Origin of the sequence: Stutzerimonas zhaodongensis (assembly GCF_003696365.1) — a bacterium.
Taxonomy (GTDB): domain Bacteria; phylum Pseudomonadota; class Gammaproteobacteria; order Pseudomonadales; family Pseudomonadaceae; genus Stutzerimonas; species Stutzerimonas zhaodongensis.
Genome location: NZ_RFFM01000006.1, coordinates 157,180 through 170,861, shown reverse-complemented (window position 1 = coordinate 170,861; position 13,682 = coordinate 157,180). Strand labels below are relative to the sequence as shown.

The 13,682-nt window shown below is 63.0% G+C and carries 15 protein-coding genes; 5 read left to right on the top strand and 10 right to left on the bottom strand.

Annotated features, from left to right (window positions below):
* Positions 1–45: 45 nt before the first annotated feature.
* The 10 genes from EA797_RS18905 to gspE are packed head-to-tail and all read right to left on the bottom strand — an operon-like array spanning position 46 to position 7,720.
* Complete coding sequence (locus EA797_RS18905; protein ID WP_122168044.1) at positions 46–558, bottom strand: type II secretion system protein M; 513 nt, start codon at positions 556–558, stop codon at positions 46–48.
* Positions 555–1,697 (bottom strand): type II secretion system protein GspL, encoded by a 1,143-nt coding sequence (gene gspL, locus EA797_RS18900; RefSeq protein WP_122168042.1) that lies wholly within the window; start codon positions 1,695–1,697, stop codon positions 555–557. The genes EA797_RS18905 and gspL overlap by 4 nt, the downstream gene beginning before the upstream one ends.
* Positions 1,698–1,700: 3 nt before the next feature.
* Entirely contained in the window at positions 1,701–2,681 is a 981-nt protein-coding gene (gene gspK / locus EA797_RS18895) for a type II secretion system minor pseudopilin GspK (protein WP_122168040.1), read from the bottom strand.
* Positions 2,678–3,424: a type II secretion system minor pseudopilin GspJ gene (gspJ, locus tag EA797_RS18890; RefSeq protein ID WP_244214161.1), complete on the bottom strand. Its 747-nt coding sequence runs from the start codon at positions 3,422–3,424 to the stop codon at positions 2,678–2,680. Before gspJ ends, gspK begins: the two co-directional genes overlap by 4 nt.
* Positions 3,421–3,828, bottom strand: coding sequence for a type II secretion system minor pseudopilin GspI (gene gspI, locus EA797_RS18885; RefSeq protein ID WP_122168038.1), 408 nt, complete (start codon positions 3,826–3,828; stop codon positions 3,421–3,423). Before gspI ends, gspJ begins: the two co-directional genes overlap by 4 nt.
* On the bottom strand, positions 3,825–4,400 hold the full coding sequence (gene gspH / locus EA797_RS18880) for a type II secretion system minor pseudopilin GspH (RefSeq protein ID WP_122168036.1): 576 nt from the start codon (positions 4,398–4,400) through the stop codon (positions 3,825–3,827). The genes gspI and gspH overlap by 4 nt, the downstream gene beginning before the upstream one ends.
* Before the next feature lie 3 nt (positions 4,401–4,403).
* Positions 4,404–4,838 carry a type II secretion system major pseudopilin GspG gene (gspG, locus tag EA797_RS18875; protein ID WP_122168146.1) on the bottom strand — a complete coding sequence of 145 codons (435 nt, stop codon included), beginning with the start codon at positions 4,836–4,838 and terminating at the stop codon, positions 4,404–4,406.
* Between the two features lie 5 nt (positions 4,839–4,843).
* Positions 4,844–6,058, bottom strand: coding sequence for a GspF family T2SS innner membrane protein variant XcpS (xcpS, locus tag EA797_RS18870; protein ID WP_122168034.1), 1,215 nt, complete (start codon positions 6,056–6,058; stop codon positions 4,844–4,846).
* Entirely contained in the window at positions 6,058–6,204 is a 147-nt protein-coding gene (locus EA797_RS21860; RefSeq protein ID WP_167468832.1) for a hypothetical protein, read from the bottom strand. Before EA797_RS21860 ends, xcpS begins: the two co-directional genes overlap by 1 nt.
* Positions 6,205–6,208: 4 nt before the next feature.
* On the bottom strand, positions 6,209–7,720 hold the full coding sequence (gene gspE / locus EA797_RS18865; protein WP_122168033.1) for a type II secretion system ATPase GspE: 1,512 nt from the start codon (positions 7,718–7,720) through the stop codon (positions 6,209–6,211).
* 523 nt (positions 7,721–8,243) lie between these two features.
* Here gspE and EA797_RS18860 point away from each other — a divergent pair.
* The 5 genes from EA797_RS18860 (at position 8,244) to EA797_RS18840 (ending at position 13,681) form a co-directional block, all read left to right on the top strand.
* The gene (locus EA797_RS18860; RefSeq protein ID WP_122168031.1) at positions 8,244–9,365 is read left to right on the top strand and encodes a Re/Si-specific NAD(P)(+) transhydrogenase subunit alpha; all 1,122 of its coding nucleotides are present in this window, start codon (positions 8,244–8,246) and stop codon (positions 9,363–9,365) included.
* Between the two features lie 12 nt (positions 9,366–9,377).
* A complete protein-coding gene (locus EA797_RS18855) occupies positions 9,378–9,698 on the top strand; it encodes an NAD(P) transhydrogenase subunit alpha part 2 (RefSeq protein ID WP_021209089.1) in 321 nt (106 codons plus the stop codon).
* On the top strand, positions 9,695–11,146 hold the full coding sequence (locus EA797_RS18850; RefSeq protein WP_122168029.1) for an NAD(P)(+) transhydrogenase (Re/Si-specific) subunit beta: 1,452 nt from the start codon (positions 9,695–9,697) through the stop codon (positions 11,144–11,146). The genes EA797_RS18855 and EA797_RS18850 overlap by 4 nt, the downstream gene beginning before the upstream one ends.
* 174 nt (positions 11,147–11,320) lie before the next feature.
* Positions 11,321–12,889 carry a gamma-glutamyltransferase family protein gene (locus EA797_RS18845; protein WP_122168027.1) on the top strand — a complete coding sequence of 523 codons (1,569 nt, stop codon included), beginning with the start codon at positions 11,321–11,323 and terminating at the stop codon, positions 12,887–12,889.
* A 96-nt stretch (positions 12,890–12,985) separates the two neighbouring features.
* Positions 12,986–13,681, top strand: coding sequence for a GntR family transcriptional regulator (locus tag EA797_RS18840; protein ID WP_122168025.1), 696 nt, complete (start codon positions 12,986–12,988; stop codon positions 13,679–13,681).
* Position 13,682 lies beyond the last annotated feature (1 nt).

Sequence of the window (13,682 nt, the reverse complement as noted above, 5' to 3'; positions counted from 1 at the left end):
GTAGCGCCGTTCGCGGCGCTACCTTCTCGGCGATGGCGCCGCAGCCTAGCCTTCCGCACGGAAGCTTACCCGGGCATCCACCAACCCCTCTCCGACCTGGCTGAGGCTGACCTCGGCAAGCGTCGCTCCAGCCGCTTGCAGTTCATCGAACCAACGCAGCAGCGTCCCGTAGCCTGCGCTGGGCAAGGTCACCTGCAAGCTGCCATCGCTGCCAAAATCAAAACTTTCGATGGTCAGCCCTTTCTGCTGTGCGCTTTGAGTGACTAACCCCTGAAGCTGCTCGGGTGCGAGCGAGACGGGATTGCTGCGTGACATCCGCCGCGCCAGCTCGGTGTTCTGCTCCATGTAGGCATGCAGCTCGCGCTCTTGCTGAAAGTAGGCCTGAGCATCGCGTGCCCGCTGTTGCGCTGGCTGCCAGAGCAGCGCATAGAGCAGCACCACCAGCAGGAATGCGCCGAGCAGCGTCAACGACATGCGTTCGCGCGGTTGCAAGCGCTGCCAGCGCAGCCACAGCGGTGATTCGGCCAGGCGCACGCGCATCTGTTGTCTCAGGTTCATCCGCGACCTCCAATCACCACACGAGCGCTGACGGCATCACCGTCGCGGCTGGCCGAACCCAGCTGGACAGGCTCGCCGGTCTCCCCCAGGCGCTGGCGCAGTCGCTCCAGCGCCGCAAAATCACTGGCACGGACCTGCATGGCAAGGTCACCCCGAGACTGGTTGTAGTCGAGTTGGCCGATCGACACGGGAATGCCTTCTGCAAGCGCCAATGCCACTTCATCGAGCAAGCGCATGAATCCGCTCGAGCCTCCCGAGCTTTGACCGATGTGCGCATCGAACTGCGCGCGCAGATTGACGATGCGTTGGTCTTCCGGAAACAGCTCTGTATAGAGGGCTCGGCTGGCTTCGGCATAACGATCGGCCTGACTCTCAAGGGTCCAGGCCTGAACCAGGTTGAATACCAGCTGCACCACCAGCACCAGCACCAGCACCAGCGCCACCGGCTTCCATTGCCCCAGCCCGCTGCCGGCCGCCTGTACAGCGAAGTCGCCCTGAGCCAGGTTCAGCGCGGCAGCGCGACCCGAGGCAAGAAAACGGTATGGTTCGTCCAGCTGTCGATAATCATCTAGTGGCGCCGGCGATTGCGCAGAGGTGCCGTGTCCGTGACGCGGAGCGGGGCATTGCCCGGCAAGATGCGGCCATTGCTTGCTGTCGAAAGCCAGGCGGGCTTCGGCACTGCCCCCCAGCAGGGCACGGTTGTCGATGACCAACAACTGCGTTCCATCCCGCGGCAGCAGATCGGCATCGACATGGATAGCAACGATGGTCAGGCCCAAAGCCTGAAGGTCTTCTAGCCAGTCGGCCAACAATTGCCGGCGGACAGCGATGACCCGGCGTCGGCCATCATCCAGCGCATCGCCGTGGGTCAGGTGCAGGTCATCGACGTTCTCTGCAAGCAGCTCCTCCACCGCATAGGCGAGCGCCTGGTTGACCCAACGTGCCTTGCGCGTCGGCAGATTGACCGCGAACGAGCTGCATACCTCGGCCGGCAGTATCAGCGTGACAGCTGCCGAGGCTTGCTCGATGACGCTAGACAGGGGCATCCACCCCTCCTCACCCTCGCCCGGCAGCCAGTAAACGCGGGTATCGCTGTCGATCCGGGCACCGCAATCGGGCGGCAGAAACAGGCAGTCCATCGGCTATCGATCTCCGTTATTGGTTGGTCGGGGCAATCGTGGCGGTTGCCCCAGGTTGCGCTTCAATACGCGGATGTCCCCGTTCTCTTCGCGCCGAATCTGGCTTACCAGCGCCAGCCGGCGGTCTGCCAGACGCACCTCGCTGATGACCTGGAAGAATTGACTGGTTACCGCAATGTTGGTGCCTTGCAGTTGGACACCGCTTAGCGCCGGTTGCGCCATGAAGCTGGCTGTATCTCGGAATGGCGCGGCCTGTCTGAGCTTTACCAGCGACTCAGCCGCGCTGGGGCTGAGGGTGTCGGCGAGACTCGACAGCACCAAGGCACTCGCGGTGTTCACGTTCAGCGGAATATTTGCCGGCAGCGCGGCGACATAGGGCGCCATGCGTTGAAAGTCCTCATCGCGCATGCCAAGCAGCAGGCGCAACTCCGACAGGTCCTCCATGCGGGTGCCTGCCGTGCGGTATGGCGGGTCCAGCAGCAGATAGGCGTTGTCCTCGGCGCCGAACTCGCCTGTGGGCTGTTGATCGCTGTCCAGCCAGTCGACCAGTCGCTCGGCATAGGGCTCGGTGATCTGCAGGCGCAACAGTAGCCGACGGAACTGGGCCAGAGCCGCAGCGTTCGTCTGTTGGTCCTGCACCAGGCTGTTGAGGTTGAAGCGCCCGGCCAGGTCCTCGATACGGACCTGAACCTGCCCCTGACCTTCATCGAGATCGTACGCCGGCTGCGGCATCGCCCAGGGCTCGAGCAGATGATCCACGGCGGGTTGCCCGGTGCCCTCGGTCGCCTGCAGGTCGCGGCGCAGAATCGATTGTGCCAGCGCTTCCCCACCAAGCGCATAGTGCCACGCCTGGCGCGCCTGGGCCTGATTGGCGGTGCCACGGATCGACAGTTGCTGACGGGCGATCATGCCAGCGCAGACCACCGTGACGATGGCCACGACCAGCAGCACGGTGATCAGCGCGACGCCGCGCTCGCGCTTCATTGCATCTCTCCCACGCCGCCGGGCTCAGGCACGCCCTGTGAGTCGGGCTGGATGAACTCGGGCTCGGGCGTCGGACCATCGGGTAGTCGCAGCAAGCGGGTGATGGTGCCGTAACGCTGGTGGTCGAAGGAAACCTCGACCGCGACCGGCATACGCCGCGCCTCTTCACCCGGATCGCTGCGACCAAAACTGAAGGGGGGCCATTCCTCGTGCCAGCTGTTCTCCGCATCGAGGTAGCGCAGGCGCAGTTCAGTCACATCATCAAGCACCCGCTGCACCTGAGCATCACTGTCCAGATCGCGGTCGAGCACCGTCCAGTACTGCCGTTCAAGGCTGCTGCCGGCGAGTCGCCAGCTGACTCGCTGAAGATTCGAACGACGCTGCCCGGTGGGGTTGCGCCAGCCACTGCGGGTAAGCTCAACGGTGGCGCCACCCTCGAATCCCGCGAGCTGGCCGATAAAAGCGCCCTGCTCGTCGCCGTAGCCGTCTCGCACAGGTCGCGGTACCGCCTGGATCAGGTCCTGCTCCAGGCGCCAGACGGCGCGGCCCAGTTGCCGCAGCTGCGTTTCCTGCGCACGGATCACTTCATCGCTGCGCAGTACCGACTCGAGCATGCGATAGGTCGCCAGGCCCAGCAGCGCGAAAAGGGCGATGGCTATCAACAGCTCGAGCAGAGTGAAGCCCTGCATCCTGCGCCGCTTCGCGGAGCGGGCGTTCATGATTGGATAAATGGCTCGGCTCATGGTTCGACGCCGACGAAGCCGGTCAGGCTGGTCACGGCGCGCTGCTCGATTGAGCCATCACTGCCCCTGCGCCGCGGCTCGACCTCGGCGACCCAGACCTGGATACGCAGCAGCCCCGGCGTACCGCTGGTTTCCACCTGGCTCAGGGTCTGCCACTTGCGGCCGCCGAAATCCAAGTTCTGATCTTCGCGCCCCATTGCCGGAGCCGGCTGTAACAGCTGCAATTCGGTCAGACGGTTGTCTGCGATCCATCCCGCCAACGTCAGCGTTTCCAACCGTCCGGCATTGTTCACACTGCGCCCAGCGGCAGTGAGCACCACGGCGGCGACGATTGCGAAGATGGCCAGCGCCACCAGCACTTCAAGCAGCGTGAAACCCCGCGCTTGGGACCGACCTGCACTCATCGGCGAGTTTCCAGCGGCTCGGCTTGGGGCATTTGAAAACCGTCGCTGGACACGGTCCAGCCACCGCCACCGGGGCGCTGGTCGGAAAGGGTCAAGGTAAAAGGCGAAAGCTCACCGCTCGAGAGGATGAGCAGCTGAGGCTGCACGCGAGGAGCGCGGCGGCGTTCACGGTCGCCCTTTTTGGACAGGCCGATCGGATCGTCCTCGCGCTTGATCGGTGCCACCAGTTTCAACGGCGTGCCTTCAAGCTCCAGCTCCAGACGTATCCAGTCCGGCGCCCGGTGCGCCTTCCCCTCTCCAGCGTCGACCCAGCGGGAGTCTGCCTCGTCGTAGTGCATCACCCGGTAGCCTTCCTGACTGATCAGCAGGCCGTACTCACGGCTGTCGAGCACCGCTTCGTCGGCCATCAGGCTGATCAGGGTCGCAAGCCTCTGCGCTTCATCACGGATTTCCCGAGACGAATTGGAACTGCCCATCGAAAGCACTGCCAAGCCCACCAGGCTGCCGAGAATGACGATCACCACCATCAACTCGATCAGCGTAAAGCCGCCCTCCCGGCGCGCCCGGTGCATCGATCAGAGGTCCCAGTTACCGATGTCCGCGTTCAGCTCGGACCCGCCCTGCTTGCCATCGGCACCGTAGGAGTACAGGTCGTACGGGCCTTGGGTACCTGGCGAGAGGTACTGGTACTCATTGCCCCATGGATCCTTCGGCACGCGCTTGAGGTATCCGTCGCGGTTCCAGTTCTTTGGTTGCGGATTGCCGCCGGGCTTCTTCACCAGAGCATCCAGGCCCTGCTGGGTGCTGGGGTAGGAGTAATTGTCCAGCTTGTACATGTCGAGGGCGGCGCCGATGGCCTTGATATCACCCTTGGCCACCGTGACCTTGGCCTGATCGGGACGGTTCATCACCTGAGGCACCACCAGCGCGGCGAGAATCCCGAGGATCACCACCACCACCATGATTTCGATGAGGGTAAAACCCCTCTGCTTGTGTTGGTTCAACGTCATGCTCACTAGCCCACCAGTTGATTGAGAGAAAGAATCGGCAGCAGGATCGCCAGAACGATCACCAATACCACAGCCCCCATGAAAACCAGCATGAAGGGTTCGAAAAGTCCTACCAAGAGGGATATCTGCGCGGCCAGGTCGTTTTCCTGATTGCGTGCCGTGCGTGCCAGCATCTGGTCCAGTTCACCCGATTTCTCGCCGCTGGCGATCATGTGCAGCATCATCGGCGGAAATTCGTTGGTGGCATCCAGCGCGCGGGTCAGGCTGCCACCTTCACGCACACGCTGAGCCGCCTCGATCACCTTGTCGCGGATACGCAGGTTGGCGATTACCGCCGCCGCGATACCCAGCGCATCCACCAGTGGCACGCCGCTTCGAGTCAGGATCGCCAGAGTCGAGGCGAAACGCGCGGTATTGGTCGCCCGCGCCAGCCGCCCAACCAGCGGGATACGCAGGATGAAAGCATGCCAGCGCCGCTTGATCTTCTCGTCACGCAGGGCCTGCCGCATGGCGAACCCGGCGGCGAAGATTCCCAGCAACATCAGCCAACCCCATTGCTGCACCACCTCGCTCACGGCGATCAGCCCGGTGGTCAACGCAGGAAGCGCCTGGCCGGTGTTGACGAACACCTTCACCACATCCGGCACCACATAGCCAAGCAGAAGCACCACGATGGCCAGCGAGGCCACGAGCAGGATCACCGGATAAAGCAGCGCTAGCTGGATCCTCTGTCGCGACTGCTGACGCTGGTCGGTGTAGTCCGCCAGTTGATCGAGTACCAATCCGAGATGCCCCGCGTGCTCGCCGGCCGCGACAGTTGCGCGGTACAACTCTGGAAAGGCCGATGGATATTCACGCAGCGAGCCCGCCAGGCTGTGCCCTTCCATCACCCGCGCGCGCACTGCCAGCAGCATCGACTTGATTTTCTGCGAAGTCGACTGCGCCGCCGCGGCACGCAAGGCTTCCTCGATGGGCAATGCAGCCTGAACCAGGGTCGCCAGCTGCCGTGTTACCAGGGCGAGGTCGCGCGCCGAGAGCCCTCGGCCAAAGGCGAAGCCACCACCGCCGGTGTCCTCTTTGGCCTTGGCTTGCTTGACCTCCAATGGTGACCACTGCTTCTCACGCAACAGTTGCCGCGCCTGCCGCGGACTGTCCGCCTCGATCAGCCCCTTCTGCTCGCGACCGCGTGGATCGAGCGCGATGTATTCGAACGCCGCCATCAGCCGTCTGCCAGCGATGTCAGGCGCAGAAACGCGGCCGAAAATTGCGTGCCGGCATCACACCGGGTGCCGCAGCCATACGGCGGCAATGGGAATTCGAACGCAGTCATGGCCTGGGTAGCGGTCCTTGTACCAGTGAAACTCATGCGCTTATTCCTCGCGGGTCACGCGCAACACTTCTTCGATCGTGGTCACGCCTTCACGCACCTTTCGCAGGCCATCGTCACGGATACTCGGCCCGAGCTTGCGCGCATGGCGAACCATTTCCTGCTCGGCCGCACGGGTATGAATCATGCTGCGCAGCGAGTCGTCGAACATGACCAGTTCGTAGATACCCGTTCGTCCACGATAGCCCAGCTGCCGACACACATCGCAGCCCTCGGCGTGGTACAGCGTGGGCGCCTCGCTCGGGTCGACGCCGAACAGCGCGCACTCGGCCTCGTCTGCTACGTAAGCGCGCTTGCAGTCATTACACAGCACGCGAACAAGGCGTTGGGCCAGTACACCGAGCAGCGAGGATGAAATCAGGAACGGCTCCACACCCATGTCCACCAGACGCGTGACTGCGCCAATGGCGCTGTTGGTGTGCAGCGTCGACAGCACCAGGTGGCCGGTGAGCGACGCCTGCACTGCCATGTCCGCGGTTTCCTGGTCGCGGATCTCGCCGACCATCACCACGTCCGGGTCCTGACGCAGGATTGCGCGCAGGCCGCGGGCGAAGGTCATGTCGACCTTGGTGTTGACCTGCGTCTGGCCGATGCCTTCGAGGTTGTATTCGATGGGGTCCTCGACGGTGAGGATGTTGCGCGAGCGGTCGTTGAGCGTGACGAGGCTGGCGTAAAGCGTGGTGGTCTTACCCGAGCCGGTGGGGCCGGTGACGAGAATGATCCCGTGGGGCTTCTGCACCGCTTGTTCCATGACCTTGCGATCACGGTCACTCATGCCCAGATGGCGAAGGGTGAGCCGGCCTGCCTGTTTGTCCAGCAGACGCAGCACGACGCGCTCACCGTTGGCCGACGGCAGGGTCGATACGCGGATGTCCACCTCTCGACCACCGACCCGTAGAGAAATCCGGCCGTCCTGGGGGATGCGCTTCTCGGCGATATCCAAGCGCGCCATGACCTTGATCCGCGACACCAGCAACGCTGCCAGCTCTCGCTTGGGCTGCACCACCTCACGCAGGATGCCGTCGATGCGGAAGCGGATGACCAGCCGTTTCTCGAAGGTCTCGACGTGAATGTCGGACGCGTTTTCCTTGATCGCTTCGCCGAGGATGGCATTGATCAGGCGAATGATCGGCGCGTCGTCTTCCTGTTCCAGCAGGTCCTCGGTTTCCTGGATCTGATCGGCCAGGCTGTGCAGGTCCATCTCGTCGCCCAGCCCTTCGACCATCAGCATCGCCGCCGAGGAATCGTGCTGGTAGGCGGCGCTGAGCGCCTGTTCGAACTCCTCCTGGGCCAGCCACTGCATTGCCAGCGGGCCGCCGGCGACGCGCTGGGCTTCCTGCAGCGCAGTCAACGGCGCGCCCTCGCGTGCGCACAAACGCATGCCGTCCGGGCGCTCCAGCAGGATGACGCCGTGGCGGCGGGCGAAGGCGAAAGGTAACCGCCGCGGTAGCGGTTCCTCCAACAGGGTCATCTCGTTCAAGTCTAGTTCGGCCATGCCAGCTATTTTCTCGCAGAGGGTGCGACTCATGTTGGCCGGCGGTCCGATGCCGGCGCGGCCAACAGCTATGGACTACAAGGAATGCATGACATTGCAAACCTTCGCCCGGTTTTTTTATACGCATTCGCCGCACCGACCGGCACCAAGGTCGCATACAGACAAGTCGGCCGACGAATACACCGTCTATGGTCCGTCATTCATGATTGCGCCGCGCATAACCCGCTATGGAACCTTAGACGAAGGTCGAAGCCAATACCCGCGCTGTCTGTAGCGATGCGAAACGATCTGATAGTCACAACGTGAACGAAGCGCCACTTTCCCGTTCTGATTAAAACAGTTGTTTGATTTTTTTAGTCCTTGCAGAATGCCGCGCCATAGCGTGCTCGACCAGCAGTGCAGGAGCCCGTTAACCGATCCACACCCGACCGCCAACCGTAGTGGTCGGGCGAAAAGTAACGCCAGCGGGATAGCCGGGTTACCGAGCAACCGCTGGTTACGATCAAGCAGGAGAACAAGAACAATGCACATTGGTGTTCCTCTCGAAACCAGGCCCGGTGAAACGCGCGTTGCCGCGACACCGGAAACCATCAAGAAGCTGATCGGCCAGGGGCATCGGGTGACGGTGCAGAGCGGGGCCGGCCTACAGGCCAGCGTCCCGGACAGTGCCTATGAAGCGGCAGGCGCAACCATCGCCGATGCCGCTGCGGCGTTCGCAGCAGAGATCCTGCTGAAGGTGAACGCACCGAGCGAAACCGAGCTGGCACAAATGCAGCCCGGCACGGTACTCGTCGGTATGCTCAATCCCTTCGACAACGAAAACATTTCACGGATGGCCGAACGCGGCATCACCGCCTTCGCCCTGGAGGCTGCACCGCGTACCTCCCGTGCGCAAAGCCTCGACGTGCTCTCCTCTCAGGCCAACATCGCCGGCTACAAGGCGGTGATGGTCGCCGCCAACCAGTATCCGCGCTTCATGCCGATGCTGATGACCGCCGCCGGCACGGTGAAAGCCGCACGGGTGCTGATCCTTGGCGCCGGTGTTGCCGGCCTGCAGGCCATCGCCACGGCCAAGCGCCTGGGCGCGGTCATCGAAGCCTCGGACGTGCGTCCGGCGGTGAAGGAGCAGATCGAATCGCTGGGTGCCAAATTCGTCGACGTGCCGTTCGAGACCGACGAAGAGCGTGAATGCGCCGAAGGCGTCGGCGGCTATGCCCGTCCCATGCCGGCGTCCTGGATGACACGTCAGGCGCAAGCCGTGCACGAGCGTGCCAAGCAGGCCGACATCATCATCACCACCGCGCTGATTCCGGGCCGCAAGGCGCCAACGCTGTTGCAGGAAGAGACCGTGCAGCAGATGAAGCCAGGCTCGGTGGTGATCGATCTTGCCGCCTCTCAGGGCGGTAATTGTCCATTGACCGAAGCCGATCAGGTGGTGGTCAAGCACGGCGTGACCCTGGTTGGCTACACCAACCTGGCGACCCTCGTGCCAGCGGATGCGTCGGCGCTATACGCCCGCAACCTGCTGGACTTCCTCAAGCTGGTGATCGATGGCGAAGCCCGGTTCCAGCTCAATCTTGAAGACGACATCGTCGCCGCGTGCCTGATGTGCCGTGACGGCCAAGTCGTACGCACCAATGGTTAAGGGAGCCTGAACATGGACATGATTTCTGATGGCATCTACAACCTGATCATCTTCGTGCTGGCGATCTACGTCGGCTACCACGTGGTCTGGAACGTCACCCCCGCGCTGCACACCCCGCTGATGGCGGTTACCAACGCCATTTCGGCGATCGTCATCGTCGGCGCCATGCTGGCCGCGGCACTGACGGTCACCCCGATGGGCAAGCTGATGGGCACCCTGGCGGTGACCCTGGCTGCAGTGAACGTCTTCGGCGGCTTCCTGGTAACCCGCCGCATGCTGGAAATGTTCAAGAAGAAGGAGCGCGCTGGCGCCAAGGCGGAGTCCAAGCCATGAGCATGAACCTGATCACCCTGCTCTATCTCATCGCTTCGGTGAGCTTCATCCAGGCCCTCAAAGGCCTGTCGCACCCCACGACTTCGCGCCGGGGCAACCTGTTCGGCATGATCGGCATGGGCATTGCCGTGGTCACCACGGTGTTTCTGGTGTTCAAGCTCGGCTCACAGCTGGCCGAAAGCGCCAGCCCCTGGAGCGGGCTGGGCTTCATCGTGCTGGGTCTGCTGATCGGCGGCACCATCGGCACGCTGATGGCCAAGCGCGTCGAGATGACCAAGATGCCCGAGCTGGTCGCCTTCATGCACAGCATGATCGGCCTGGCGGCGGTGTTCATCGCTATCGCCGCAGTGCTCGAACCGCAGTCGCTGGGTATCGTCCAGGCCATCGGCTACCCGATCCCGGCCGGTAACCGCCTGGAGCTGTTCCTCGGTGCAGCCATCGGCGCCATCACCTTCTCCGGTTCGGTGATCGCCTTCGGCAAGCTCTCGGGCAAGTACAAGTTCCGTCTGTTCCAGGGCGCGCCGGTGTCGTTCCCCAACCAGCACAAGATCAACCTCGCCGTCGGCGTGGCGATTCTGGTGCTGGGCCTGTTCTACACCTTCACCGGCAACTTCACTGCGTTCATGATTCTGGTGGCGCTGGCCTTCGTCATCGGCGTGCTGATCATCATCCCCATCGGTGGCGCCGACATGCCGGTGGTGGTCTCGATGCTCAACAGCTACTCGGGCTGGGCGGCCGCCGGTATCGGCTTCTCGCTGAACAACTCGATGCTGATCATCGCCGGTTCCCTGGTGGGTTCGAGCGGGGCGATCCTTTCGTACATCATGTGCAAAGCGATGAACCGTTCGTTCTTCAACGTCATCCTCGGTGGCTTCGGTGGTGACGCCGATGCCGGCCCAGCGACCGGCAGCCAGGAACAGCGCCCGGTCAAATCCGGCTCCAGCGATGACGCCGCGTTCCTGCTGTCGAATGCCGATACCGTGATCATCGTGCCCGGCTACGGCCTGGCGGTGGCCCGCGCGCAACACGCACTGATGGAACTGGCGGAGAAGCTGACCCACATGGGCGTGACCGTGAAGTACGCGATCCACCCCGTCGCTGGTCGCATGCCCGGCCACATGAACGTGTTGCTGGCCGAGGCCGAAGTGCCTTACGAGATGGTCTTCGAGATGGACGACATCAACTCCGAGTTCGGTCAGGCCGACGTGGTGCTGGTGCTCGGCGCCAACGACGTGGTCAACCCAGCGGCCAAGAACGATCCGAAGTCGCCCATCGCCGGCATGCCGATCCTCGAGGCGTACAAAGCCAAAACGGTCATCGTCAACAAGCGTTCCATGGCCAGCGGTTATGCGGGCCTGGATAACGAGCTGTTCTACATGGACAAGACCATGATGGTCTTCGGCGATGCCAAGAAGGTCGTCGAGGACATGGTTAAAGCCGTTGAGTAACTGACACCCGCTATACCAGAGCCCCTCCCGGCCCCGCCGCGAGGGGTTTTGTTTTTCAGGAGCGCGTGCTCCGACCACCCGACGCCGATCGCTCACGTATGCAATCCGGAACGTTTATTGCCTTGTCGTTAGCAAATTGAAAACAGATCGCTAGCAATCAAGGAGATTTGAGACATGTTGGCTGAATCCCGACGTGGCGTCATTTGCACCCCCCACCCCACCGCTACTGCCACCGGCATGCGCATGCTCGAAGCAGGCGGTAACGCTATCGATGCGATGCTCGCGGCCAGCGCCATGCTCGCTGCGGTCTACCCGCACATGACCGGTCTCGGCGGCGATGCACTCTGGATGATCCATGACCGTCGCGTGCGCACCATTGTGGGAATCGGGCAAGCGGGGCAACGTCTTCCCTCGGGCGGCAAAATCGGCTTGCGCGGCCCGAGCGCGGTGGCTACCACCGCCGGGGCACTGGCCAGCTGGAAGGTCGCCCAAACCATCAGCCGCAACGAATGGGGCTCCCGACTGGGCTGGGCCGACCTGCTCGGCGATGCAACCGAGACGGCGCAGCACGGCGTGGAGATCTCCGCATCGCAGCTTTTCTGGCAGCAGCAGCGCAAAGGGCTGATCGAAGACCTGCCGGATCTGCATCGACTGTGCAAGAGCGATGGTAACTGGCTTCAATCCGGCGACCGGCTACGGCAACCGCAACTGGCCGATACCCTCAGTCAGCTGGCGCGTCATGGCGTGGACGATTTCTATAAGGGCGAGCTGGCTCAGGCATTTGCCGAGGCGTTCGCCAGGCTGGATTGCGGCCTGACACGGCAAGATCTGGCCGCGACACGTGCCGAAGAAGTCGAGCCCATATCAGTACGCTACCGTCAGGGCCGGCTGTTCAACGTCGCACCGCCGTGTCAGGGTCTCTACACCCTGCAGGCCATGGCGGCACTGCAGCACATGCCGGTCCCCGAAAATGGCAGCGCTCGTTACTACCACTATCTGATCGAATCGATCAAACAAGGGCTGCTGCGCCGTAACCGTGAGCTGCATGACCCGCGCAGCAGCGATTGGGACTACGCGGCAAGCCTGTCCGAAGCCAATATTGCCGGCTATGCCGAGCGCGTCGACGAGCAGCGCGCCGCGCCGTGGGCAGAGTCAGGTCGCCCTGCCGACACTGTCTGGATGGCGGCTACAGACGCTGAAGGCCGCACCGCCTGCCTGATCCAGAGCCTATTCCACGACTTCGGTTCCGGCTGCATCCTCGGCGACACCGGGGTGCTCTGGCAAAACCGCGCCGCCGGCTTCAATGCCGATCCGGGTCATCCGAATGCCTGGGCACCCGGCAAGCGCCCGGCCCATACGCTCAACCCGTCCTGCTACCTGGCGGACAATGGTCGTCGCCTGTTCTTCGGCACCCAGGGCGGCGACGGCCAACCCCAGACGCAGATGGTCCTGGCTACGCAGTTGGTGGATTTCGCTCGCCCAATCGATCAGGCGCTGCGCACGCCGCGCTTCCTGCTGGGACGCAGCTTTTTCGACAGTACCGACAACCTGAAACTGGAAGCCGACATCGAACCATCGGTGATCCGCACGCTTGAGGACATGGGTCATGAAGTCGAGATCATCCCCTCCCTCAGCCCCTACACCGGGCAGGCCGGTGCGATCGCAATCGAAACCGATGGCCGACGCTTCGCGATGCATGACCCACGGGGTCAGGGCAACAGCCTCGGGCAAAGGCAACAATGAAGCCTCCCGAGGTTGAAGATGCGCGACAAGTGCCGATAATGCGCCATTGCTAGCGCTCGTACGCGCGCGGAACGCCATCGTGGAGTCGGCAGGGATATGGGGTCCAACACCGTTACCAACAAACAGACCGAAGTGCAGCGGATCGTCGATGCCCTATCCAAGGCCATCGCTCAGCATCGCTTGCGGCCAGGCACCCGGCTGATCGAGGCGCAGATCGTCGACGCGCTGAAAGCCAATCGCAACCACGTGCAAAGCGCGCTGCAGCGGCTGGCGTTGCAGCGCATCGTGACGATCGAGCCGAACCGCGGGGCACTGGTGTCGCAACCCACCGCCAAAGAAGCACGCGACGTCTTTGCCGCACGCCGCGCCATCGAGGCGGCCATCGTTGAAAGCATCACGCCTGATGCCATGCGCCAGAACCGGCAGCGCATTGCCAATCACATGCGCAACGAACGCAAGGCCACCAGCGCCAGCGACCGCCGGGACATCGTGCGTGAACTGAGTGAGTTTCACCTGATGCTGGGAGAAATCTGCGGCAATGCGGTCCTGGCGGAAATTCTCGGCAACCTGATGGTGCGCAGCTCGCTGATCGTCGCGCTCTACCAGCGTAACGACCATCCGGCCTGTGCCTCCGATGAACATGAGCAGATCATCACTGCGCTCGAGCATGGCGACCATCGGGTCGCCATAAAGGTAATGCTCGAGCATCTGGACGAGCTCGAAGCCCAGCTGGCCCTGGAAGAATTGGCCGAACCCGAGGTAGACCTGAAACAGATACTCGGTGATCTCTGAG

Bases quoted from the DNA above. Each gene is read 5' to 3' on its own strand.
- EA797_RS18905 (WP_122168044.1), bottom strand. From the start codon at position 558: ATGAACCTGAGACAACAGATGCGCGTGCGCCTGGCCGAATCACCGCTG.
- gspL (WP_122168042.1), bottom strand. From the start codon at position 1,697: ATGGACTGCCTGTTTCTGCCGCCCGATTGCGGTGCCCGGATCGACAGC.
- gspK (WP_122168040.1), bottom strand. From the start codon at position 2,681: ATGAAGCGCGAGCGCGGCGTCGCGCTGATCACCGTGCTGCTGGTCGTG.
- gspJ (WP_244214161.1), bottom strand. From the start codon at position 3,424: ATGAGCCGAGCCATTTATCCAATCATGAACGCCCGCTCCGCGAAGCGG.
- gspI (WP_122168038.1), bottom strand. From the start codon at position 3,828: ATGAGTGCAGGTCGGTCCCAAGCGCGGGGTTTCACGCTGCTTGAAGTG.
- gspH (WP_122168036.1), bottom strand. From the start codon at position 4,400: ATGCACCGGGCGCGCCGGGAGGGCGGCTTTACGCTGATCGAGTTGATG.
- gspG (WP_122168146.1), bottom strand. From the start codon at position 4,838: ATGACGTTGAACCAACACAAGCAGAGGGGTTTTACCCTCATCGAAATC.
- xcpS (WP_122168034.1), bottom strand. From the start codon at position 6,058: ATGGCGGCGTTCGAATACATCGCGCTCGATCCACGCGGTCGCGAGCAG.
- EA797_RS21860 (WP_167468832.1), bottom strand. From the start codon at position 6,204: ATGAGTTTCACTGGTACAAGGACCGCTACCCAGGCCATGACTGCGTTC.
- gspE (WP_122168033.1), bottom strand. From the start codon at position 7,720: ATGGCCGAACTAGACTTGAACGAGATGACCCTGTTGGAGGAACCGCTA.
- EA797_RS18860 (WP_122168031.1), top strand. From the start codon at position 8,244: ATGCACATTGGTGTTCCTCTCGAAACCAGGCCCGGTGAAACGCGCGTT.
- EA797_RS18855 (WP_021209089.1), top strand. From the start codon at position 9,378: ATGGACATGATTTCTGATGGCATCTACAACCTGATCATCTTCGTGCTG.
- EA797_RS18850 (WP_122168029.1), top strand. From the start codon at position 9,695: ATGAGCATGAACCTGATCACCCTGCTCTATCTCATCGCTTCGGTGAGC.
- EA797_RS18845 (WP_122168027.1), top strand. From the start codon at position 11,321: ATGTTGGCTGAATCCCGACGTGGCGTCATTTGCACCCCCCACCCCACC.
- EA797_RS18840 (WP_122168025.1), top strand. From the start codon at position 12,986: ATGGGGTCCAACACCGTTACCAACAAACAGACCGAAGTGCAGCGGATC.